The following is a 22,281-nucleotide window of genomic DNA, read 5'->3' on the forward strand; positions in this document are numbered from 1 at the left end:
ATCCCGCTTGCTTTATTCTATAAAAATGGTATAATAAAACCACTCAAGGGAGTAGCTGGCGGTTTTCCGCGATAGTGTCGTCATTACGAAATTATTTCCGGCACTATATTAAACGGCGAGACTTGTTTTTTCAAACAGGTCTCTTTTTTGTGCAAAAGAGACTTAGTAGAAAGATATAAGGAGGAAATTATTTTGTCAAAAGAACAAAATAAAGCTTTGTTTTATACACAGAGTAAAGAAGAAGTTCTAAAGGAATTAGACTCTTCAATTGAAGGCTTGTCAGCTGCTCAAGCTCAAGAACGTTTAGCGACTTATGGTCATAATGAACTGGACGAAGGTGAAAAACGTAGCCTCTTGTCTAAGTTTATCGATCAGTTTAAAGATTTGATGATCATCATCTTGTTGACCGCCGCAGCTCTCTCTGTGATCACAGAAGGAATGGACGGCCTTACAGATGCCATGATCATCTTAGCCGTTGTTGTTTTGAATGCAGCCTTTGGTGTCTACCAAGAAGGACAAGCCGAAGCAGCTATCGAAGCACTGAAAAACATGTCTAGTCCATTAGCGCGTGTCCGACGTGATGGTCACGTGATTGAAATTGATTCCAAAGAATTGGTCCCAGGGGATATCGTTCTTCTGGAAGCTGGAGATGTGGTTCCTGCTGATATGCGCTTGTTGGAAGCAGCTTCTCTTAAGATCGAAGAAGCAGCTCTTACAGGGGAATCGGTTCCAGTTGAAAAAGATGTAACTGGTCTTGTTGAGGCAGATGCTGGTATCGGAGACCGTGTCAATATGGGTTACCAAAACTCGAACGTAACCTATGGTCGTGGTACTGGGGTTGTGACCAACACAGGTATGTATACAGAAGTTGGTAAGATTGCAGATATGTTGGCCAATGCCGATGAAACGGAAACACCGTTGAAGCAAAGTTTGGAACAACTCTCTAAAGCCTTGACTTACCTCATTGTAGCCATTGCTGCAGTTACCTTCCTGGTTGGTGTCTTCGTTCGTGGGGAACATCCATTGGAAGGCTTGATGGTAGCAGTTGCTCTTGCGGTTGCGGCGATTCCAGAAGGACTTCCTGCCATTGTAACCATCGTTCTCTCTTTGGGAACAACAACCCTTGCCAAACGCAATTCGATTGTTCGTAAATTGCCAGCCGTTGAAACACTTGGTTCAACAGAAATCATTGCATCTGATAAAACAGGTACTTTGACCATGAACCAAATGACGGTTGAAAAAGTCTATACCAACGGTCAATTACAAAGTGCAGCAACCGAAATTGGATCAAACAATAATACGCTTCGCATCATGAACTTTGCCAATGATACCAAGGTGGACCCATCTGGCAAGTTGATTGGAGACCCAACAGAGACTGCTTTGGTACAGTTTGGTTTGGACCACAACTTTGATGTTCGTGAAGTCTTGAAGGATGAGCCACGTGTGGCAGAATTGCCATTTGACTCAGACCGTAAGCTTATGTCTACTATCCATAAGGAAGTAGACGGTTCATACTTTATCGCTGTCAAGGGGGCTCCTGACCAATTGCTCAAACGTGTGACGCGTATTGAAGTCAATGGGGAAGTTCGTCCTATCACGGATGAAGATAAGAAAGCTATCCTTGCTACCAACAAAGACTTGGCTAAACAAGCCCTTCGTGTCTTGATGATGGCTTATAAGACAAGCAATGAAATTCCGACCTTGGAATCTGAAATTGTTGAGTCTGACCTGATCTTCTCTGGTTTGGTCGGAATGATTGACCCTGAGCGTCCAGAAGCTTCAGAAGCTGTTCGTGTCGCTAAGGAAGCAGGTATCCGTCCGATCATGATCACGGGTGACCACCAAGATACAGCAGAGGCGATTGCTAAACGTCTTGGAATCATCGATCCAAATGATACAGAAGACCATGTCTTCACAGGGGCTGAGTTGAACGAACTCTCTGACGAAGAATTCCAAAAAGTCTTCAAGCAATATTCTGTCTATGCGCGTGTATCACCTGAACACAAGGTTCGGATCGTGAAAGCTTGGCAAAATGAAGGAAAAGTTGTTGCCATGACTGGTGATGGGGTCAACGATGCACCATCACTTAAGACAGCTGACATCGGTATCGGTATGGGGATTACAGGTACAGAAGTTTCTAAGGGAGCTTCAGACATGGTCCTTGCAGATGATAACTTTGCAACCATTATCGTAGCGGTAGAAGAAGGACGTAAGGTCTTCTCAAATATCCAAAAATCTATCCAATACCTCTTGTCTGCCAATATGGCTGAAGTCTTCACCATCTTCTTTGCAACCCTCTTTGGATGGGATGTTCTTCAACCAGTACATCTTCTCTGGATTAACCTGGTTACCGATACTCTTCCAGCTATCGCTCTTGGTGTGGAACCAGCTGAGCCAGGTGTCATGACCCACAAACCTCGTGGACGTAAATCGAACTTCTTTGATGGTGGGGTCTTCGGAGCTATTCTTTATCAAGGTGTCTTCCAAACCATGCTGGTTCTTGGTGTTTATGGCTGGGCCTTACTCTCTCCAGAACATGCGACTCGTGCCGAAATCCATGCAGACGCTTTGACCATGGCCTTTGCAACTCTTGGTTTGATCCAATTGCTCCATGCCTTTAACGTTAAATCGGTTTACCAATCCATCTTTAAAGTGGGACTCTTCAAGAACAAGACCTTTAACTGGTCGATTCCAGTTGCCTTTGTTCTCTTGATGGCGACCATCATTGTCCCTGGATTTAACAAACTCTTCCATGTCTCTCATTTGAGTTTGACACAATGGTTAGCTGTTATGATTGGTTCGCTCTTGATTGTTGTTCTCGTTGAGATTGTTAAAGCTGTTCAACGTGCACTTGGAAAAGATAAAAACGCCATTTAAGCATAAAAAAAGTCATCTTCGGATGGCTTTTTTTGCGTGCAAAATAGACTGGGCATATTTCTTGAGGTACGTGTGGATTTTTGATAAACTAGTCAACAGTTTGAAGAAAGGAAACTTAGTTATGAAAAAGTTTTTTGCTGAAGTAATTGGCACATTTATGCTTGTCTTTATCGGGACTGGCGCAGTTGTTTTTGGAAATGGGACAGAAGGTCTGGGACATTTAGGAATTGCCTTGGCATTCGGTTTATCCATTGTTGCAGCAGCTTACTCAATTGGGACTGTTTCGGGTGCCCACTTGAACCCGGCTGTTTCGATTGCCATGTTTGTGAACAAACGCTTGTCTTCAAAGGACTTGGTTAATTATATTGCAGCGCAAGTAGTGGGTGCGGTACTCGCATCTGCAACAGTACTCTTCCTCTTGTCAAATTCAGGTATGTCAACAGCTAGTCTTGGTGAAAATGCCCTAGCGAAGGGTGTGACTCCATTTGGCGGATTCTTGTTTGAAGTAATTGCTTCCTTTATCTTTATTTTGGTCATCATGACTGTGACATCAGCTACCAAAGGTAATGGGAAGATCGCTGGTCTTGTGATCGGTTTGAGCTTGACTTTGATTATTCTTGTTGGTTTGAACATTACAGGACTTTCCGTTAACCCAGCTCGTAGCTTGGCGCCTGCCCTTTTTGTTGGTGGTGCGGCTCTTAAACAAATTTGGATCTTTATCTTGGCTCCAATTGTCGGAGGAATTCTCGCAGCAATCGTTGCAAAAAATCTCTTAGATACAGAAGAGTAAAAAAATTGGTCCCAGAGGGACCAATTTTTTTTTATAGTTCAAGAATCGTCATGGCTTGAGAAAATTCATGAGCGAGCTGTTTTTTCTTGTATGCTTTAAATTCGGGGAGGTCTTTAATTCTGCGATAGCGTTTGTAGGGATCGTATTGTTTTGGAAAATCATATTCAGGAAAAGCTTCGAAAAATTGTTTGCAAAGCTCCCATTCTCGGACATAGCCTAAAGGTCTGGCATGATAGGTGATGGTGTCAATCGTTGTCGCTGGCATTCGGTGGTGGCTATGACCAAAAATCACCTCTCTGACTGGATATTGTCTAAAAAGCTCATGAAAGGCTTGGCTCCCTAGAAAAGCATTAAAGCGTTCAAAATAAGGATGGCGTAGGAGAAACTGACTATGAGGAACAAAGTGCATGGCGATAATCAAAGGTTGATTTACACGCATGAGCTCTTGTTTCAGCTCTTGCAAAAGATTTTTGGTAATGGCTGGATCAGATCCTATTCGTTGGAGGCGTCTGTCAAACCAAAATAGATTTTTGGTTTGGAGATGTTTTTGGGGAGAGATGGCAGGAACAAAACTGTAGTCATACCAGCCCGAAAAGGCAAGAAGCGTATGATTGGAGAAGGGAATCTTTTGAAATTCAAAAGGTCTTATGGCTTCTTCTGACAGGCCAAGCATATCATGATTTCCTAGGCTAAAGGTCACTGGAAGGTGACATTGAAGTTGGTCTAAAAATTCCTGTGAGGTCTTTTCAAAGCCGTTGGCAATATCTCCTGCAATATGGAGATGTTGAATTTTTTTGTCCTTGAAAAGAGTGATCAGGGTCTCTAATTCTTCTTTGCCGAAGTTGTTTGAATCAATATGTAAATCGGACATAAAAGCTACTGTTGTCATGCTACCAGTCTAGCATAAGAGAATCTTTTTTTCTAACAATTAGGTTACAAATGAATAGAAAAAATGCTGAAAATCAGCTGGCTTGGCAGTGGTCAACCAGTAGATCCAATATTGGAAGGTGGGCAAATAGTGAAGGTTATGATATAATAGACTAGATACATAGAAAGAGGTACTTATGGACATTTCAGAAATTCGTCAAAAAATTGATGCAAATCGTGAAAAATTAGCTTCTTTCAGGGGGTCTCTTTGACTTAGAGACATTGGAAGAAGAAATTGCCATTTTAGAAAATAAAATGACAGAACCTGATTTTTGGGATGATAACATTGCTGCGCAAAAGACATCTCAAGAATTAAATGAACTCAAGCAGACCTATGAAAATTTCCATCAAATGGTGGATCTCTTTGATGAGTCAGAAATCTTACTGGACTTTTTGGCAGAAGACGATTCGGTCAAGGAAGAATTGATCGAAAAGTTAGAGGAGCTGGCTAAACGCATGACCAGCTATGAGATGACCTTGCTATTGTCTGAACCCTATGACAATAATAATGCCATCCTCGAAATTCACCCAGGTTCAGGAGGGACAGAAGCTCAGGACTGGGGTGACATGCTTCTTCGGATGTATACTCGTTTTGGAAATGCCCATGGCTTCAAAGTTGAAGTCTTGGACTATCAGGCTGGTGATGAAGCTGGAATTAAGTCTGTGACCCTATCCTTTGAGGGGCCACATGCATACGGTCTTCTGAAATCTGAAATGGGGGTACACCGTTTGGTTCGAATTTCTCCATTTGATTCTGCTAAACGTCGGCATACGTCCTTTACATCAGTTGAGGTTATGCCTGAACTCGATGATACCATCGAAGTTGAAGTTCGTGATGATGATATTAAGATGGATACCTTCCGCTCTGGTGGAGCTGGTGGACAAAACGTCAACAAGGTTTCTACAGGTGTGCGTTTGACCCATATTCCGACAGGAATTGTAGTGGCATCCACCGTGGATCGGACCCAATACGGGAACCGTGATCGTGCTATGAAAATGCTTCAAGCTAAACTCTACCAATTAGAGCAAGAGAAAAAAGCAGCAGAAGTGGATTCTCTAAAAGGGGATAAAAAAGAAATCACCTGGGGAAGTCAAATCCGCTCTTATGTCTTTACCCCTTACACCATGGTTAAGGATCACCGGACCAACTACGAAGTAGCACAGGTGGATAAGGTGATGGATGGAGATATCGATGGCTTTATTGATGCCTATCTCAAATGGCGTCTCCAATAACCTAGAGGGAAACAACCAGAAAAGAATGAAAGGAATTTCATTACATGTCAATGATTGAAATGAAAGATGTTGTCAAAAAGTATGACAACGGGACGACGGCCCTTCGCGGGGTTTCTGTCCAAATTGAACCAGGAGAATTTGCCTACATTGTAGGACCTTCTGGTGCAGGGAAGTCGACCTTTATTCGACTTTTATACCGTGAAGTCAAACACGATAAAGGACGTTTGAAAGTAGCTGATTTTGATTTGGATAAAATCAAAAAACGAGATATTCCTATGTTGCGACGCAATGTAGGAGTGGTCTTCCAAGATTATAAATTGCTTCCAAAGAAAACCGTTTATGAAAATATTGCCTACGCTATGCAAGTTATCGGTGAGCGCCGTCGCAATATTAAAAAGCGTGTGATGGAAGTTTTGGATCTTGTTGGGTTGAAACACAAGGTCCGCTCATTCCCAAATGAATTGTCCGGTGGGGAGCAACAACGGATTGCGATTGCTCGCGCGATCGTCAACAATCCGAAAGTCTTGATTGCGGATGAGCCAACTGGTAACTTGGATCCAGATAATTCATGGGAAATCATGAACCTTTTGGAGCGGATTAATCTGCAAGGGACAACAGTATTGATGGCGACCCACAATAGCCAGATTGTAAATACTTTACGTCACCGTGTCATCGCGATTGAAAATGGTCGTGTAGTGCGTGATGAAGCGGAAGGAGAGTACGGATACGATGATTAGAAGATTTTTCCGACACTTAATCGAATCGCTTAAAAGCTTGAAACGAAATGGTTGGATGACGATTGCAGCGGTCAGCTCGGTTATGATTACCCTTAGCTTGGTTGCTATTTTCGCCTCTGTGATTGCCAATACCATCAAGCTTTCAGATGATATTCAAAATAGTGTGCGGGTTGTAGTATACATGCGCAAAGATATTCAAGACCAGAGTGAACAAATTGAAAAAGACGGTCAAACCGTGACCAATGAAAACTACCATAAGGTCTACGATGCTCTGACAGCCATGAAACATGTTGACAAGGTTGATTTTTCTAGCAAGGAAGAACAGTATGATAAACTGATCAAAACGGCTGGAAACAACTGGAAGATTTTTGACGGAGACGCAAACCCCCTCTACGATGCCTATTATGTAGAGACGACAGCTCCAAAATATGTGAAGCAAGTCTCAGCAGATGCCAAAAAAATTGAAGGGGTCTCTGAAGTCAAAGATGGTGGGGTCGATACCCAACGCTTGTTTGCACTTGGAACCTTCATCCGAAACTGGGGTTTGATCGGTGTAGCTTTATTGATCTTCATCGCAGTCTTCTTGATTTCTAATACCATCCGGATTACCATCATTTCACGTAGTCGTGAGATTAAGATTATGCGACTGGTAGGAGCAAAAAATGGCTATATTCGTGCACCATTCCTTTTAGAAGGGGCTTGGATTGGTCTCTTGGGAGCCTTGGTTCCTTCAGCTTTGGTCTTCTATGTTTATAATGTTGTCTATACATCAATGAACAATAACTTGTCAGACCAAAACTTGTATCTCTATAGTCCACATCTTTTGGTACCAATTATGGTGGGTGGTCTCTTTGGATTAGGAATTTTGATCGGAGCGATCGGTTCTTCAATCTCCATGAGACGTTTTCTTAAGATATAATAAAAAAGCAAGTTCATGCTTGCTTTTTTTGTATCCTTTTATGAGGACAGAAAGGAGGATACAGAACTCTTTAGGATTGTTTAAAGAAGGGATTGAACATCTTCTCGTGACCGATAGAAGTTTCAGGGCCATGACCGGGATAGACGGTGTAGGAAGATGGAAGGGTAAAGAGCTCTTCCCTGATACTGCTAAGCAACTGTGCCGCGTTCCCTGTTGGAAGATCGGTCCGTCCAATGGTTTCGCGAAAAAGGGCATCACCGGATAGAACCAGGTGATCTTCAGGAAAGACGATGGAGACTCCTCCTGCAGAGTGGCCCGGTGTTTCTAGAACATAAAAGTGAAAGTTTGCTATTTCATAATCAGAGCGAATTTCATAAAGGAAGTCGGCCTCCTGACAGACAACATCTTCTAAATCCGCATGACGATCCAAACCAGATAAATTGTCAACAGGAGAAGACAACCAGCTGGCTTCTGCCGAATGGACATAGACTGGTGGGAAGTGATACTGCTGACGAACCTTCTCAAGACTCATAATGTGATCGTAGTGCGTATGGGTTAAAAGAATCGCTACGAGTGGTTTTCCTATGCGATCAATTTGTTTTTGAATAGTCGCCCAGTCGCTACCTGGATCAACAAGAATGAGGGAGTGTTCATTTTCAAGGTAGTAGGTGTTTTCATAAGCTACAGGATTTACAGTACGATAGATTTTCATAAGGACTCCTTTCTAGAATAGTGTATCAAATTGCGAAGAAAATAACTGGATTGAAGTCAGCCTCAAAGGAGAAAAAAATCTGCAGAGCTTGCTCAAACGTGATATAATTTTAAGTATTATGACAAGACAGAAACGGAAATATGCCATTGTGGACCTGGAAGCGACCAGTGCTGGAAGCAATGCTAAGATCATTCAGGTTGGGATTGTCATCATCGAAGATGGGAGGATTACGCAATCCTATGAGACGGATGTGAATCCCCATGAAAGATTGGATGAACATATCAAACAACTGACTGGCCTGACAGATGCTCGCTTACGGAAAGCACCAGAGTTTGCACAAGTGGCAAAAGAAATTTTTGAATTAATAGAAGATGCCGTCTTTGTGGCTCATAATGTCAAATTTGATGCGAATTTATTGGCAGAAGCTCTCTTTTGGGAAGGATTCGAACTAACGACTCCTCGAATTGATACGGTTGAATTGTCTCAAATTTTCTATCCGACTTTAGAACGCTACAATTTAGGAGCGCTTGCGACTGAACTGGAAATTGAGTTGCACCATGCTCACTCCGCTCTAGCGGATGCTATGGCAACAGCCCAGCTGCTGTTGAAATTGAGAGAGAAAATTGCGAGCTTACCAAGAGGATTGATCGAAAAACTTCTTTCGATGGCAGATTGTTTGATTTATGAATCGCGACTCTTAATAGAAGATGCGCTTGAAGACAGTAGTCTTTTTTTACCAGCTCATTTAGTAGAAGTTCATGGACTCTACCTGCGAAAGCCACAGCAGTTCTTAGAAAGTCACTATTTGTCTGAACAGTTTGAACTCAATATGCAGTTGTTGGGAATGGAGGCTTATCCGGAGCAGAGAGAATTTGTTGCCTATATCGAGGACAGTTTGCACCAGCCGCTTCCAAGTTTTATCGAGGCGCCAACGGGAATTGGGAAGACCTACGCTTATCTGTTAACGCTTTTGGCTAAAACCTCCAAGCGCATTCTTGTGAGTGTTCCAACTAAAATTCTTCAGGATCAAATTATGAAGAAAGAAGGAAAGACCATCCAGGATCTTTTCCAAATTCCCTTTCATAGCCTTAAAAGTCCCAAGGATTACATCCAACTCGATAAATTTTATGAGACCTTACAGAGTGAGTCAGATAATGGGATGATTCGACGCTTTAAAATGCAACTGTTGGTTTGGCTGACCATGACTGAAACAGGAGAGTTCAGTGAAATTGGCCAACTCTATCGTCATGTCCATTTTGTAGCTGACATTTGCCACGATGGTCAGTTGTCGAAACGTTCACTATTTTATCAGGAAGATTTTTGGCGTCTTGGTCAGGAAAAAGTGAAAACCAGCCGGGTGATTCTGACCAATCATGCTTATCTGCTAACCCGTCTAGAAGATGATAAGAGTCTACTTCAAGAGTCTGTTCTGGTCGTGGATGAAGCGCAAAAACTCTTCTTTGCTTTAGAGCAATTTTCACAGAGAGAAGAAACCTTGCAATCTCTTCTTTTAAACTTGCAACACGCTATTGAAGAGGAAAAAGATCTTCTACAACGACGTTTGCTGGAGAGTATTCAATTTGAGTTAAATGCCTGCTCCAAAGAAGTTGTGCAAGGAAAAACGGCAGTCTTATCCGATCAAACGGTGGCAAAAATTCGGCAGGATGTATCGGAATTAAAAACCGAATCTCTAGAGAATCTAAAGGAATTGTTTGATGAGCGCTACCAAACCTTTTGGATAGACAAAGAAGTAGTTGAAAGCCACCAGATTCTTCGTCTTCATGGAGGAGTGGAGGACTTACTATCCTTTAAGGAGTTTGTGCCTGAAGAGGTGCTCGTACTCTTTGTATCAGCGACGATCGCGATCAGTAAAAAGGTGCATTTACCTGCTCTTTTAGGATACCAAAAGCAGCAAATCTACTGGGTGCCAATAACAGTCAAACAACACCAGGAATTGTTGGTGCCGATAGATTTCCCAGATGTTGTTTCTTTATCTTCAGTGGAGTACGCAGGGGAGATTTGTCAGCTCGTCGGTGAACTCCTTCCTTTACGAAAGCCAATTTTTCTTTTGTTTACTTCAAAAGAATTGTTACTGGAGACGTCAAACGCATTGAAGTTTCCCCACTTGGCCCAGTATCGAAATGGTGATGCAGCTAATATTAAGCGACGATTTGACAGAGGAGAAAGCTCTATTTTATTGGGGACGGGAAGCTTCTGGGAGGGAGTCGATTTCTCCCAACAAAAAGAAGTGATTCAAATCATCACGCGCCTTCCTTTTGACAATCCTAAAGATTATATGGTTCAAAAGCTGAATACAAAACTCAGAGAACAGGGGAAAAATCCCTTTTATGACTATAGTCTTCCAGTCGCGATTTTAAGACTTAAACAGGCTATTGGGAGAACCAGCCGTTTTCAAGATCAGGAATCTTTGGTGCTTTTATTAGATCAGCGGGTGGTAACCAAGCGATATGGAAAACAAATTTTGGACGGGTTGCAACAAGTGTTGCCCCTTCACACGACATTGAGAGAGCGGCTTGTTGAGCAAGCAGCTGACTTTTTTGAAAGGAATTGAGAAAATGAAAAATAAAGGATTTGGACTTGCAATTGCATTTGTACTGGCACTTTGTGCTATGTTGTTGGGAACTTTCTTTCCCATTATTGGCTCCAGTGTTTTTGCCTTAATTTTAGGAATTGTCCTTAATGAATTTGTGGATTTGCCGGAGAATTCACGACCAGGCTTGAACTGGTCCGGTAAGAAATTGTTGCAGTATTCGATTATCTTCATGGGATTTAGCTTGCCCATTGCGACAGTTGCCTCTACAGGTTTGTCTTCTTTAAAGATTAGTCTGCCAACGATAACCGTTGCCTTTCTTGCAGCTATTATTTTTGGGAGAGTCTTCCACCTGAAATCTCATCTACGGATCTTAATTGGGTTTGGTACAGCTATTTGTGGTGGATCTGCTATTGCAGCAGCAGCTCCGATCGTTGAAGCAGACGAAGAGGAAATTGCCCTATCTATGTCAACTATCTTCTTCTTCAACATTTTGGCTGTCTTTATCTTTCCAGTATTAGGGCATTTATGGCATATGTCTAATTTCCAATTTGGCCTCTGGTCAGGAACAGCCATTAACGATACGTCATCTGTTGTAGCAGCAGCATTTTCTTACAGTAAAGCAGCGGGGCAAATGGCTACAATTGTTAAGTTAACACGCGCCCTGATGATTGTACCAGTTTGTTTGGGCTTGATCGGTTTAAAATGGTATCGGAGTAAACAACAAGGAAGAAACAAAGGAATGTTAAAGAAAATTATTCCTTGGTTTATTATCTGGTTTATTGTGGCTTCCATTCTTTCTTCTATTGGCCTGGTACCTAAAGTGGTCCTACCTTACCTAAATGACCTTTCTCACCTCTTTATGGCCATGGCTTTGGTTGGAATCGGAAGCAAGGTTTCTTGGAAACAGTTCCGTGCGGCTGGAGCAGCCCCCCTTCTGGTAGGTTTGATTGCTTGGTTCTGTGTGGCAGGATCTAGCTTGATTCTACAGATGTTGTTCTATTAATTAATTTGATGATTCTCAAAGAAAGGAACGTGAATGAAGAAAAATCATTTTTGGACGATCCACCTGGATTATTCGATCATTGGAATTGTCTTCACCCTACTTATGATAGGGATCTTATCCGTTTATGTGGCAGTTTCTCATGATTATCCCCAAATGGTGTGGCCTTTTTTGGGGCAGCAATTGGCCTGGATTGGTGTGGGATGTATCATTTGCCTGATTGTGACGATTTTTAGTACGAAATTTCTTTGGAAAATCACTCCCTTTCTTTACCTACTAGGATTGGTCTTGATGGTTCTTCCTCTTGTTTTTTATAATCCAAACTTGGTGGCTTCAACAGGAGCAAAAAACTGGGTAGCTTATGGAAACATCACCTTATTTCAGCCTTCAGAATTTATGAAGATTCCCTTCATCCTGATGCTGTCACGTTCTATTGTTCGATTTTTACAAAGAAATAAGGGGCGTGAGCGATTGTTACGACAAGATTGGTTTTTAATTCTAGAGTTGACCATCTATACAATTCCGGTCTTTGCCTTATTGGCCCTCCAGCAGGACTTGGGAACGGCCTTAGTATTCTTGGCCATCTTTGCGGGCTTAGTGCTCGTTTCAGGAGTTTCTTGGAAAATAATCTTGCCGGTCATCTTGCTTCTAGCAGGTGGGTTAGCAGGCTTTCTCTTTCTCTTTCTATCAGAAGGGGGTCGGGCTTTTCTGCACCAGCAAGTAGGGATGCCAACCTACCAAATGAACCGTATTTTAGCTTGGTTAAATCCTTTTGACTATGCACAAACAACCACCTACCAGCAGGCGCAAGGACAGCTAGCCATTGCCAGTGGTGGCCTCTTTGGTCAAGGATTTAATGTATCTAATTTATTGGTTCCCGTAAGGGAAAGTGATATGATTTTTACAGTAGTAGCAGAAGACTTTGGCTTTGTTGGAGCTCTTGTGCTGTTGATTTTATATGTGTCCCTGATTTACCGTATTTTAAAAATCACCCTCCAGTCCAACAACCAATTTTATACCTATATTTCTATTGGATTTATTATGATGCTGGTCTTTCATATTTTTGAAAATGTCGGAGCGGTAACGGGCCTTCTCCCCTTGACGGGGATTCCTCTCCCCTTTATCTCACAAGGAGGTTCCTCTATTATTAGTAATCTGATTGGTATTGGTCTAGTACTCTCAATATATAATCATAGTAGTAAAAAGAAAGGACCAGAAGAAGAGGTTCCAATCCGTAAAAAAGTAGTCCTTAAAAAGGCGCAATAGTTAGAAAGAAGGAATGAAAATGAAAAAAGTAGCAACGATTTTAGCAAACGGTTTTGAAGAAATTGAAGCCTTGACCATTGTCGATGTTTTGAGACGTGCTGGGATTGACTGCGACCTCATTGGCATGGAAGAAACAGTCACAGGTTCTCACCAAATTACAGTGGAAGTAGATCGCCTTTGGAATGGAGATCTTTCAGATTATGATGGAATCTTCTTACCAGGTGGGATGCCAGGAGCAGCGAATTTGAGGGATAATGCAGAATTGATCACAGCTCTTCAGGAAGAAAGTGGCAAAGGAAAAACCATCTCTGCAATTTGTGCCGCTCCCATTGTTTTGGCGCGTGCAGGTCTCTTAAAAGATAAACACTATACGTGTTACGATGGCTTTGAAGAAGAGATTCAAGATGGCCATTATCAGAAAGAAACAGTGGTGAAAGACGGTAATCTTCTCACCAGTCGTGGTCCTTCAACAGCCCTAGCCTTAGCTTATGCCTTGGTGGATCATTTTGGAGGAGATGCCCAAAGCCTTCGGCAAGGAATGCTCTATCAGGATGTCTTTGGAGGTGCATAAAAGGGCTCTTTTGGACACAACGGTTTCTGGTGATAGATCACTTTTTATAGTGTGAAATGAGTTTTATTTGATTTAAGATGAAATGACCGTAAAAAATGGCTAAAATCCCCCCTAAATGAGGGTTTTAGCTTATTTTTTTTGTCCATTTGTGGTATAATATTGACTATGAATTATCATGATTTTATATGGGATCTTGGTGGGACGCTATTGGATAATTACGAAACGTCCACAAATGCCTTTGTAGCGACATTGAAGGACTTTCATATCCAAGCCGATCATGATTCTGTTTATGCAGCGTTAAAAATCTCAACACAGGATGCAATCCATACCTTTGCGCCTCATATTCATAATTTTCGTACGGAATACAAGAAAAAAGAAGCCTTAGGTTTGCAAGATCCGGTTTTATTTGATGGAGCAAAAGAGTTACTAGAAGAGATTCAAGCACATGGAGGACGTCATTTTTTGGTATCTCATCGAGATCGCCAAGTTTTGACCCTTATTGATCAGACGGGCATTGCTCCCTTCTTTACTGAGATTGTAACAGCAGACGAGGGCTTTCCTCGCAAGCCAGATCCAACCTCGATGCTCTATTTGAAAGAAAAATATAGCATTCAAGATGGTCTGGTCATTGGAGATCGTCCGATCGATATAGAAGCTGGGAAGACGGCAGGGCTGACAACATATTTATTTGATACCATGCCCCACTTACACCAGTTTATATTTGAATAGAAAAGGGAAATTATGACAGAGGATAAACAGCAAGAAATTCAAGCGCAAGAATATGATGCCAGTCAGATTCAGGTCTTGGAAGGACTAGAAGCCGTTCGCATGCGTCCGGGGATGTATATTGGATCTACCTCAAAAGAAGGTCTCCATCATCTGGTCTGGGAAATTGTAGATAACTCGATTGACGAAGCCTTAGCCGGTTTTGCTAGCCATATTGAAGTTTTCATTGAAAAAGACAATTCTATCACGGTTGTCGATGATGGTCGGGGAATTCCAGTGGATATCCAAGAAAAGACGGGTCGACCTGCCGTAGAAACTGTCTTTACCGTGCTCCACGCGGGAGGAAAATTCGGCGGAGGTGGCTACAAGGTTTCTGGTGGTCTTCACGGGGTAGGGTCATCTGTTGTCAATGCCCTTTCCACATCCCTTGATGTTCGCGTCTATAAAAACGGCAGTATCCATTACCAAGAGTATCGTCGTGGACAAGTTGTGGATGATTTGAAAGTCATCGGTGAGACAGATCGGACAGGGACAACTGTTCACTTTATTCCAGATCCAGAAATCTTTACGGAAACGACTGAGTATGATTTTGAAAAATTAAACAAACGGATTCAAGAATTAGCCTTTTTGAATCGTGGTTTGCGTATTTCCTTGACGGATAAGCGCGAAGGCTTAGAGCAGGAAAAGCATTACCACTACGAAGGTGGGATCTCTAGTTACGTTGAATACATCAATGAAAATAAAGATGTCATCTTTGAAACACCCATCTATACAGATGGCGAAATGGATGATATTACCGTTGAAGTGGCGATGCAATATACTACGGGCTACCATGAAACGGTCATGAGTTTTGCTAATAACATCCATACCCATGAAGGTGGTACCCACGAGCAAGGTTTCCGTACAGCCCTCACTCGTGTCATCAATGATTACGCTAAGAAAAATAAACTCTTAAAAGAAAATGAAGATAATTTAACAGGTGAGGATGTTCGGGAAGGTTTAACAGCAGTTATCTCAGTTAAACATCCAAACCCACAGTTTGAAGGACAAACCAAGACAAAGCTTGGAAATTCAGAAGTTGTAAAAATTACCAATCGACTCTTTAGTGATGCCTTTTCTGATTTCCTTTTGGAAAATCCACAAATCGCTAAGAAAATCGTTGAAAAAGGGATTTTAGCAGCTAAAGCTCGGGTAGCAGCTAAGCGGGCACGGGAAGTGACCCGTAAGAAATCGGGACTTGAGATCTCTAACCTGCCTGGTAAATTGGCAGACTGTTCTTCAAATAACCCACAAGAAACAGAACTCTTCATCGTCGAAGGGGATTCGGCTGGAGGATCTGCTAAATCAGGTCGGAATCGTGAATTTCAGGCAATTCTTCCAATCCGTGGTAAAATTTTGAACGTTGAAAAAGCAAGTATGGACAAGATTCTTGCCAATGAAGAGATCCGTAGTTTATTTACTGCTATGGGAACTGGATTTGGTGCTGAATTTGATGTCACAAAAGCGCGTTATCAAAAATTAGTCATCATGACCGATGCCGATGTCGATGGCGCACATATTCGAACTCTTCTGTTAACCTTGATCTATCGCTATATGAAACCAGTCTTGGAAGCGGGATATGTTTATATTGCGCAACCACCAATCTATGGGGTCAAAGTCGGTAGTGAGATCAAAGAATATATCCAACCTGGTGCGAACCAAGAAGCAGAATTAGCTGCAGCTTTGGAACGCTATTCAGAAGGTCGCTCAAAACCAACCATCCAACGCTACAAAGGTCTTGGGGAAATGGATGATCACCAATTATGGGAAACAACCATGAACCCCGAACACCGCTTGATGGCACGGGTATCAGTAGACGATGCTGCGGAAGCAGATAAGATATTTGATATGTTGATGGGGGACCGCGTGGAACCACGTCGGGAATTTATCGAAGAAAACGCTGAATATAGTACACTCGATGTATAAAATTCAACGAACGCTTCCCATTAATGGATATTTTATGGTATAATTACAAGGATTACGTTCAAGTAATACGATGAAGGAGTTTTTATATGTCTAGTGGACTAATTGTTCTCATCTTTATTGTCGCCCTTATCTTGATTGTAGGATATGTGGTTGCAGTCATTTTGAGAAAACGAAACGAGGCCTTACTGGCAGCACTGGAAGAACGAAAAGAAAAGTTATATAACCTTCCGGTCAACGATGAAGTTGAGGCCGTAAAAAACATGCATTTGATTGGTCAAAGTCAAGTTGCATTTCGTGAATGGAATCAAAAATGGGTAGATTTATCCTTAAATTCATTTGCTGATATTGAAAACAATCTGTTTGAGGCGGAAGGCTACAATAATTCTTTCCGTTTCATGAAGGCTAAACAAGCTATTGACAATATCGAAAGTCAGATTCAGTTGATCGACGAAGATATCAAAGCGATTCGCCAAGCCCTTTCAGATCTTGAAGAGCAAGAACAAAAAAATAGCGGACGCGTGGTTCATGCCTTAGATATGTTTGAAGAACTTCAAAAAGAAGTCACTTCAGATCCAGAGCGTTATGGCAGTGCGCTTCCTGAAATTGAAAAGCAAATTGGGAATATTCAATCTGAGTTTTCACAATTTGTCACCTTGAATTCTTCAGGTGACCCTGTTGAAGCGGCTGAAATCCTTGATACAGCTGAGAATCATATTGTGGCCTTAAAACAAATTGTTGAGCGAGTGCCAGAAATTGTCACTGCTCTTCAGTCAAAACTTCCAGACCAATTAGAGGATTTGGAAAGTGGCTACCGCAAGCTTTTGGAATCTGGCTACCACTTCACTGAAACAGATATTGAATCTCGTTTCCAACAGTTGCATGCTTCCTTGAAGAACAATATGGCAAATGTATCCGCGCTTGAATTGGACAATGCTATTTACGAAAATGAGCAAATTCAAGAGGAAATCGATGCATTGTATCACATCTTTACTCGTGAAATCGAATCACAAAAAGTCGTGAAGAAGTTAGTGAAACAACTGCCTGGCTATTTGAAACACGCAAAAGATAACAATAGCAACCTTGCAGCAGAAGTGGAACGCCTTGGTAAAACATTCGTCTTGAATGAAGCTTTCAGTCAACAATTAAAAGAGTTAGAAGCTGAGCTATCTTCACAAGAAAATGTGGTAGAAGATGCTTTGAAAGATTCATCTGAAACACAAAAAGCTTATTCTATCGTAGAAGAAGAGTTAGAAGCTATTGAGGCTCGCTTGAAAGAAATCGAAGATGAGCAAATCAGCTTAAGTGATTCCCTTTCAAAAATTGAAAAAGACGATGCCAATGCTCGCCAAAAAGTCAATATCTATGCCAACCGTTTGCATGCCATTAAACGCTATATGGACAAGCGAAACTTGCCAGGAATCCCTCAAGAATTCTTGGAATTATTCTTCACAGCAAGCAACAATACAGAGGCTTTGATGGATGAGTTGGAAGGGGATAAAATCAACATCGAATCAACCAATCGTTTGTTAGATATTTTGACCAATGATATGAATGAATTGGAAGAAGCGACTTATCGAATTGTACAAAATGCTACTTTAACAGAGCAGTTGTTGCAATACTCAAATCGCTATCGTTCCTTTGATGATCATGTGCAGGCAGCCTTTGACGAGTCACTCTATATTTTTGAAAGAGAATACGACTATGCAGCTTCCTTCAAAGTCATCTCAGATGCTTTGGAAATGGTAGAAGCTGGTGTAACCGATCGCTTTGTTACTTCCTATGAAAAAACGCGGGAGCAAATTCGCTTCTAATAACAAAAAAACGACTTTTTAGGAGGTCGTTTTTTTATCTTCAAATGATCATTGAAACTTGAAATTTAAACCCTATTTTTGTATAGTAAGGGAGAAATAAGAAAGGAAAGCGATGAAAGAAGTAACAGGTCTCCTCGTTATGGATGTAGATGGAACTTTGATTCAACAAGAAGGAATTGATTTACTAGCTCAAGAAGCTGGCGTGGGACAAAAAGTAGCAGAGATTACAGCACAAGCAATGAATGGAGAGTTGGATTTTAAAGCATCTTTACAGGCGCGTGTCGCTTTATTGAAGGGTTTAGAGGCCTCTATTTTTCCGAAAATTATAGAGCAGATGGACGTTACACCGGGAGCTAAGACCTTAATCACTGAACTTCATCAAAGAGGTTACAAGGTTGGCCTTGTTTCAGGGGGATTTCATGAAGTCATCGATCCTATCGCGAGGTCTTTAGGAATTGATCTGGTTCGTGCTAATCGTTTGCAGACTTTTGATGGCCGTCTGACAGGGAAAGTGCTCGGAGAGATTGTGACCCCTGAAAGAAAAAAAGACTCCCTCCTGACATGGGCGAGAGAAAATCATATTCCACGAAGTCAGACGATTGCTATGGGAGATGGTGCCAATGATCTTCCCATGATTGAAACAGCCGGAATCGGGATTGCCTTTATGGCAAAGCCAATCGTAGCCGAACGAGCTCCATACCGTATTGAAACGAGCGATCTAAGCCTTGTTCTTGAAATTCTAGACCAGCATAGAAAGGAAACAGGATGCATATCCTACTAGCACCGGATTCATTTAAAGAATCCTTATCCGCCAAACAAGTAGCAGAAGCCTTAAAAAAAGGATTTCAAGAGGCTCTACCAGATGCAACTTTTGACCTTCTTCCCATAGGGGATGGTGGTGAAGGAACCATGGATACACTTGCTGAAGTTCTGAATTTAACCAAGAAGCATACTCAGGTAACAGGACCATTTGGGAAGCCTGTTTCAATGGCTTACTACCAAAAAGATGAGATGGCATTTTTTGAGATGGCCTCTCTTGTTGGCTTAGGCTCTATCCCAGCTGAAAAACGCAATCCACTAGAACTAGAGACACGAGGAATTGGTGAACTGATTTTGAAATTGGTTGACCAAGGGGTTAAAACGATCTGTGTGGGAATTGGTGGTTCTGCAACGAATGATGGTGGGATTGGGATGGCAGCCGGACTAGGGGTAGCCTTCTATGATGACCAAGGTCATCTGCTTCGTCCAGTTGGTGCTTCACTCGATCGTGTGGCTAGAATAGATACCAGTGCGGTTCCAAACGCATTACAAGACATCGAGCTCCAGGTCTTAACGGATGTCACCAATCCTCTCTGTGGCAGTCAAGGAGCAACCTATATCTATGGCGGGCAAAAGGGATTGAATCCCCTTCTGTTTCCAGCAGTTGATCAAGCTATGGAGGAATTTTATCAGCTAGTTGATCCACGAATCTTGTCTATGGCTGGCGCCGGAGCTGGAGGTGGCATGGCAGCAGGCTTGATCGCTTTTGCGGGAGGTCAGATTTCCTCAGGAATTGAGAAAAGTTTGGATCTAATCGACTTCGATCGTAAGGTTCAAAAAGCGGATCTGGTCGTCGTGGGAGAAGGTAGGATGGACCTCCAATCTTTGTCTGGAAAGGCTCCTGTCGGGGTAGCTAAACGAACACCAGAGAAGATCCCAGTGCTTGCTATTTGTGGCGCCTTAGCAGAGGATTTGCCAGCATTCCCAAGTCATCATATTGAGGCTGCCTTCTCTATTGTACCAGGTCCTTGTGAGGTGGCAGATGCACTCACTCATGCTGAAAAAAATCTGATTTCCTGTGCTCGAAATATTGGTAACCTCTTAAAAATGAAAGCAAACTAAAAAACCAATTGAAAAGGAATTTCCTTTTCAATTGGTTCTTTCTTTAGCCAAAGAGGCGTTTCCAAAATGATTTTTTTTCAGGTGCTGTGCTCTCTTCTTTCTTTTCAAACAAATTTGGATACTGGAGGCTGATATCGGTTGGAGAAATTCCAGATGGATGATCCGTATGGATGATGAGACCAAAGGGAGAGTGGCGACAGTCATCTGAAACAATGCTTGCCACAAGACCAAGATCCTTTGTTTTTTTCAAATATTGAAGTTGGCTGCTTTCATCTAAGGCAGGCGAAATCTTGACCAATACAGGTTCAAAGCGTTCTGAAATGTTCGTAAGAATTGAAGAATAGTGCTCCAAATAGAGATTGTCCCTTGCCTCTTCCAAGGTACATGATGCAATCACACGCTCCTCATATGTCTCCAAAAATCGACGCTGTTCATCAGGATTGAACCGAGTAGGACCAGCAGCTTTTTCTAAAATCGTTTTATTAATATCTGTCATAAGTTTAGTATAGCATAAAGCGTAGCAGAAGAGTAGAAGAATGCTAAAAAATAAATAAGAAGGGGAAATGGCAGAAAATAAGACAGTGGAACCGCTTTCTTGTTAAAAACTTCTCAATTTTCGTAGATTTCCTTGTTTTTTCTTGAAAAAATAGCCTAATTACGATATGATAGAGGAGTAAAAAATATAACTCAATAAGGAGAGTAGAAAATGTCAATTATTACTGATGTTTACGCTCGCGAAGTCCTAGACTCACGCGGTAACCCAACACTTGAAGTAGAAGTTTATACTGAATCAGGTGCTCATGGACGTGGTATGGTTCCATCAGGAGCTTCTACTGGTGAACACGAAGCAGTTGAACTTCGTGACGGTGACAAATCTCGTTACGGTGGTCTTGGTACTCAAAAAGCTGTTGACAACGTAAACAACATTATTGCTGAAGCTATCATCGGCTATGATGTACGTGATCAACAAGCTATCGACCGTGCTATGATCGCTCTTGACGGTACTCCTAACAAAGGTAAATTGGGAGCAAACGCAATCCTTGGTGTGTCTATCGCCGTTGCTCGTGCAGCTGCTGACTACCTTGAAATCCCACTTTACAGCTACCTTGGTGGATTCAACACTAAAGTTCTTCCAACTCCAATGATGAACATCATCAACGGTGGTTCTCACTCAGATGCTCCAATCGCTTTCCAAGAATTCATGATCGTACCTGCTGGTGCACCTACATTCAAAGAAGCTCTTCGTTGGGGTGCTGAAATCTTCCACGCTCTTAAGAAAATCCTTAAAGGTCGTGGTCTTGAAACAGCCGTTGGTGACGAAGGTGGATTCGCTCCTCGTTTCGACGGAACTGAAGATGGTGTAGAAACTATCATCGCTGCTATCGAAGCTGCTGGTTATGTTCCAGGTAAAGACGTATTTATCGGATTTGACTGTGCATCATCAGAATTCTACGATAAAGAACGCAAAGTTTACGATTACACTAAATTCGAAGGTGAAGGAGCTGCTGTCCGCACTGCTGCTGAACAAATCGACTACCTTGAAGAATTGGTAAACAAATACCCAATCATCACTATCGAAGATGGTATGGATGAAAACGACTGGGACGGTTGGAAAGCTCTTACTGAACGTCTTGGTGGTAAAGTTCAATTGGTTGGTGACGACTTCTTCGTAACAAACACTGACTACCTTTCACGTGGTATCGAAGAAAAATGTGCTAACTCTATCCTTATCAAAGTTAACCAAATCGGTACTCTTACTGAAACATTCGATGCTATCGAAATGGCGAAAGAAGCTGGCTACACTGCCGTTGTATCACACCGTTCAGGTGAAACTGAAGATTCAACAATCGCTGACATCGCAGTTGCAACAAACGCAGGACAAATCAAGACTGGTTCACTTTCACGTACAGACCGTATCGCTAAATACAACCAATTGCTTCGTATCGAAGATCAACTTGGTGAAGTAGCTGAATACCGTGGATTGAAATCATTCTACAACCTTAAGAAATAATCTAGTTTACTAGACTAAAAAGATCCTTGAGTTTTCTCAAGGATCTTTTTTGCGATCAGCTCAAACAAAAACTCCTCAACTAAAGCGTTGAGGAGTCGTGTTATTAGAACAAGCCTTTGATTTTGTCCAAGGCACCGCTGACCATTTCATTTCCAGAAACAAGCCCTTTTGCTTGTTCAAGGTAGTCACCGAGGTTGTCTTTGTTGTCTTCAACAAATTTCTTTGCAGCGTCGAAATCTTTCTTTTCGATCATTTCTTTTACTTGGTTAAATAAGTCCATTGGATTCATGCTTGGATCTCC

Annotated in this window: 19 protein-coding genes; 15 read left to right on the forward strand and 4 right to left on the reverse strand. The window is 41.9% G+C overall.

The features are described 5' to 3' along the window. Positions 1-192: 192 nt before the first annotated feature. Positions 193-2,877: a cation-translocating P-type ATPase gene (locus tag ADH92_RS04575; RefSeq protein ID WP_049497434.1), complete on the forward strand. Its 2,685-nt coding sequence runs from the start codon at positions 193-195 to the stop codon at positions 2,875-2,877. Positions 2,878-2,998: 121 nt separating this feature from the next. Beyond that, the gene (locus tag ADH92_RS04580) at positions 2,999-3,667 is read left to right on the forward strand and encodes an MIP/aquaporin family protein (protein WP_049497435.1); all 669 of its coding nucleotides are present in this window, start codon (positions 2,999-3,001) and stop codon (positions 3,665-3,667) included. 31 nt (positions 3,668-3,698) lie between these two features. Here the strand turns inward: ADH92_RS04580 and ADH92_RS04585 are convergent, their stop codons facing one another. Then, positions 3,699-4,556, reverse strand: a complete 858-nt coding sequence (locus ADH92_RS04585) for a metallophosphoesterase (RefSeq protein WP_049497437.1) — start codon at positions 4,554-4,556, stop codon at positions 3,699-3,701. Positions 4,557-4,731: 175 nt separating this feature from the next. On the opposite strand from ADH92_RS04585, the gene prfB reads away from it, so the two are divergent. From prfB to ftsX, 3 genes are all read left to right on the forward strand, one after another. Next, positions 4,732-5,827, forward strand: a protein-coding gene (gene prfB, locus ADH92_RS04590; RefSeq protein WP_152904303.1) for a peptide chain release factor 2 whose coding sequence is annotated in 2 segments (ribosomal slippage) — positions 4,732-4,803 and positions 4,805-5,827 — 1,095 coding nt in all. Because the reading frame shifts where the segments join, the coding sequence is not laid out codon by codon here. 44 nt (positions 5,828-5,871) lie between these two features. Then, on the forward strand, positions 5,872-6,564 hold the full coding sequence (gene ftsE / locus ADH92_RS04595) for a cell division ATP-binding protein FtsE (RefSeq protein ID WP_049497439.1): 693 nt from the start codon (positions 5,872-5,874) through the stop codon (positions 6,562-6,564). Continuing rightward, the gene (ftsX, locus tag ADH92_RS04600; RefSeq protein ID WP_049497441.1) at positions 6,557-7,483 is read left to right on the forward strand and encodes a permease-like cell division protein FtsX; all 927 of its coding nucleotides are present in this window, start codon (positions 6,557-6,559) and stop codon (positions 7,481-7,483) included. The genes ftsE and ftsX overlap by 8 nt, the downstream gene beginning before the upstream one ends. A gap of 70 nt (positions 7,484-7,553) precedes the next feature. Here the strand turns inward: ftsX and ADH92_RS04605 are convergent, their stop codons facing one another. Then, a complete protein-coding gene (locus tag ADH92_RS04605; protein WP_049497442.1) occupies positions 7,554-8,195 on the reverse strand; it encodes an MBL fold metallo-hydrolase in 642 nt (213 codons plus the stop codon). Between the two features lie 118 nt (positions 8,196-8,313). Here ADH92_RS04605 and ADH92_RS04610 point away from each other — a divergent pair, with 118 nt between their 5' ends. The 9 genes from ADH92_RS04610 (at position 8,314) to ADH92_RS04650 (ending at position 19,969) form a co-directional block, all read left to right on the forward strand. Beyond that, positions 8,314-10,767 (forward strand): bifunctional DnaQ family exonuclease/ATP-dependent helicase, encoded by a 2,454-nt coding sequence (locus tag ADH92_RS04610; protein ID WP_049497487.1) that lies wholly within the window; start codon positions 8,314-8,316, stop codon positions 10,765-10,767. A gap of 4 nt (positions 10,768-10,771) precedes the next feature. Then, positions 10,772-11,752, forward strand: coding sequence for a YeiH family protein (locus tag ADH92_RS04615; protein WP_049497444.1), 981 nt, complete (start codon positions 10,772-10,774; stop codon positions 11,750-11,752). A gap of 33 nt (positions 11,753-11,785) precedes the next feature. Next, complete coding sequence (locus tag ADH92_RS04620) at positions 11,786-13,015, forward strand: FtsW/RodA/SpoVE family cell cycle protein (RefSeq protein WP_049491092.1); 1,230 nt, start codon at positions 11,786-11,788, stop codon at positions 13,013-13,015. A gap of 19 nt (positions 13,016-13,034) precedes the next feature. Beyond that, on the forward strand, positions 13,035-13,586 hold the full coding sequence (locus ADH92_RS04625; protein WP_045759665.1) for a DJ-1 family glyoxalase III: 552 nt from the start codon (positions 13,035-13,037) through the stop codon (positions 13,584-13,586). Between the two features lie 165 nt (positions 13,587-13,751). Further along, on the forward strand, positions 13,752-14,315 hold the full coding sequence (locus ADH92_RS04630; RefSeq protein ID WP_049497447.1) for an HAD-IA family hydrolase: 564 nt from the start codon (positions 13,752-13,754) through the stop codon (positions 14,313-14,315). A gap of 12 nt (positions 14,316-14,327) precedes the next feature. Further along, complete coding sequence (gyrB, locus tag ADH92_RS04635) at positions 14,328-16,277, forward strand: DNA topoisomerase (ATP-hydrolyzing) subunit B (protein ID WP_049483373.1); 1,950 nt, start codon at positions 14,328-14,330, stop codon at positions 16,275-16,277. An 86-nt stretch (positions 16,278-16,363) separates the two neighbouring features. Beyond that, positions 16,364-18,088 carry a septation ring formation regulator EzrA gene (gene ezrA / locus ADH92_RS04640; protein ID WP_021153558.1) on the forward strand — a complete coding sequence of 575 codons (1,725 nt, stop codon included), beginning with the start codon at positions 16,364-16,366 and terminating at the stop codon, positions 18,086-18,088. Between the two features lie 112 nt (positions 18,089-18,200). Continuing rightward, complete coding sequence (serB, locus tag ADH92_RS04645; protein WP_049497451.1) at positions 18,201-18,869, forward strand: phosphoserine phosphatase SerB; 669 nt, start codon at positions 18,201-18,203, stop codon at positions 18,867-18,869. After that, positions 18,854-19,969 (forward strand): glycerate kinase, encoded by a 1,116-nt coding sequence (locus ADH92_RS04650; protein ID WP_049497452.1) that lies wholly within the window; start codon positions 18,854-18,856, stop codon positions 19,967-19,969. The genes serB and ADH92_RS04650 overlap by 16 nt, the downstream gene beginning before the upstream one ends. A 43-nt stretch (positions 19,970-20,012) precedes the next feature. Here the strand turns inward: ADH92_RS04650 and ADH92_RS04655 are convergent, their stop codons facing one another. Beyond that, positions 20,013-20,465: a DUF1694 domain-containing protein gene (locus ADH92_RS04655; protein ID WP_045759659.1), complete on the reverse strand. Its 453-nt coding sequence runs from the start codon at positions 20,463-20,465 to the stop codon at positions 20,013-20,015. 210 nt (positions 20,466-20,675) lie between these two features. On the opposite strand from ADH92_RS04655, the gene eno reads away from it, so the two are divergent. Beyond that, complete coding sequence (eno, locus tag ADH92_RS04660; RefSeq protein WP_021153554.1) at positions 20,676-21,980, forward strand: surface-displayed alpha-enolase; 1,305 nt, start codon at positions 20,676-20,678, stop codon at positions 21,978-21,980. A gap of 103 nt (positions 21,981-22,083) precedes the next feature. Here eno and ADH92_RS04665 read toward each other — a convergent pair whose 3' ends face one another. Beyond that, positions 22,084-22,269, reverse strand: coding sequence for a hypothetical protein (locus ADH92_RS04665; protein ID WP_049497454.1), 186 nt, complete (start codon positions 22,267-22,269; stop codon positions 22,084-22,086). Positions 22,270-22,281 lie beyond the last annotated feature (12 nt).

The organism is Streptococcus parasanguinis (assembly GCF_001073155.1).
Taxonomy (GTDB): domain Bacteria; phylum Bacillota; class Bacilli; order Lactobacillales; family Streptococcaceae; genus Streptococcus; species Streptococcus parasanguinis_D.

What these genes read in the sequence shown, in the direction of transcription:
- ADH92_RS04580 (WP_049497435.1), top strand. Translation starts at nt 2,999, where the DNA reads ATGAAAAAGTTTTTTGCTGAAGTAATTGGCACATTTATGCTTGTCTTT.
- ADH92_RS04585 (WP_049497437.1), bottom strand. Translation starts at nt 4,556, where the DNA reads ATGACAACAGTAGCTTTTATGTCCGATTTACATATTGATTCAAACAAC.
- ftsE (WP_049497439.1), top strand. Translation starts at nt 5,872, where the DNA reads ATGTCAATGATTGAAATGAAAGATGTTGTCAAAAAGTATGACAACGGG.
- ftsX (WP_049497441.1), top strand. Translation starts at nt 6,557, where the DNA reads ATGATTAGAAGATTTTTCCGACACTTAATCGAATCGCTTAAAAGCTTG.
- ADH92_RS04605 (WP_049497442.1), bottom strand. Translation starts at nt 8,195, where the DNA reads ATGAAAATCTATCGTACTGTAAATCCTGTAGCTTATGAAAACACCTAC.
- ADH92_RS04610 (WP_049497487.1), top strand. Translation starts at nt 8,314, where the DNA reads ATGACAAGACAGAAACGGAAATATGCCATTGTGGACCTGGAAGCGACC.
- ADH92_RS04615 (WP_049497444.1), top strand. Translation starts at nt 10,772, where the DNA reads ATGAAAAATAAAGGATTTGGACTTGCAATTGCATTTGTACTGGCACTT.
- ADH92_RS04620 (WP_049491092.1), top strand. Translation starts at nt 11,786, where the DNA reads ATGAAGAAAAATCATTTTTGGACGATCCACCTGGATTATTCGATCATT.
- ADH92_RS04625 (WP_045759665.1), top strand. Translation starts at nt 13,035, where the DNA reads ATGAAAAAAGTAGCAACGATTTTAGCAAACGGTTTTGAAGAAATTGAA.
- ADH92_RS04630 (WP_049497447.1), top strand. Translation starts at nt 13,752, where the DNA reads ATGAATTATCATGATTTTATATGGGATCTTGGTGGGACGCTATTGGAT.
- gyrB (WP_049483373.1), top strand. Translation starts at nt 14,328, where the DNA reads ATGACAGAGGATAAACAGCAAGAAATTCAAGCGCAAGAATATGATGCC.
- ezrA (WP_021153558.1), top strand. Translation starts at nt 16,364, where the DNA reads ATGTCTAGTGGACTAATTGTTCTCATCTTTATTGTCGCCCTTATCTTG.
- serB (WP_049497451.1), top strand. Translation starts at nt 18,201, where the DNA reads ATGAAAGAAGTAACAGGTCTCCTCGTTATGGATGTAGATGGAACTTTG.
- ADH92_RS04650 (WP_049497452.1), top strand. Translation starts at nt 18,854, where the DNA reads ATGCATATCCTACTAGCACCGGATTCATTTAAAGAATCCTTATCCGCC.
- ADH92_RS04655 (WP_045759659.1), bottom strand. Translation starts at nt 20,465, where the DNA reads ATGACAGATATTAATAAAACGATTTTAGAAAAAGCTGCTGGTCCTACT.
- eno (WP_021153554.1), top strand. Translation starts at nt 20,676, where the DNA reads ATGTCAATTATTACTGATGTTTACGCTCGCGAAGTCCTAGACTCACGC.
- ADH92_RS04665 (WP_049497454.1), bottom strand. Translation starts at nt 22,269, where the DNA reads ATGAATCCAATGGACTTATTTAACCAAGTAAAAGAAATGATCGAAAAG.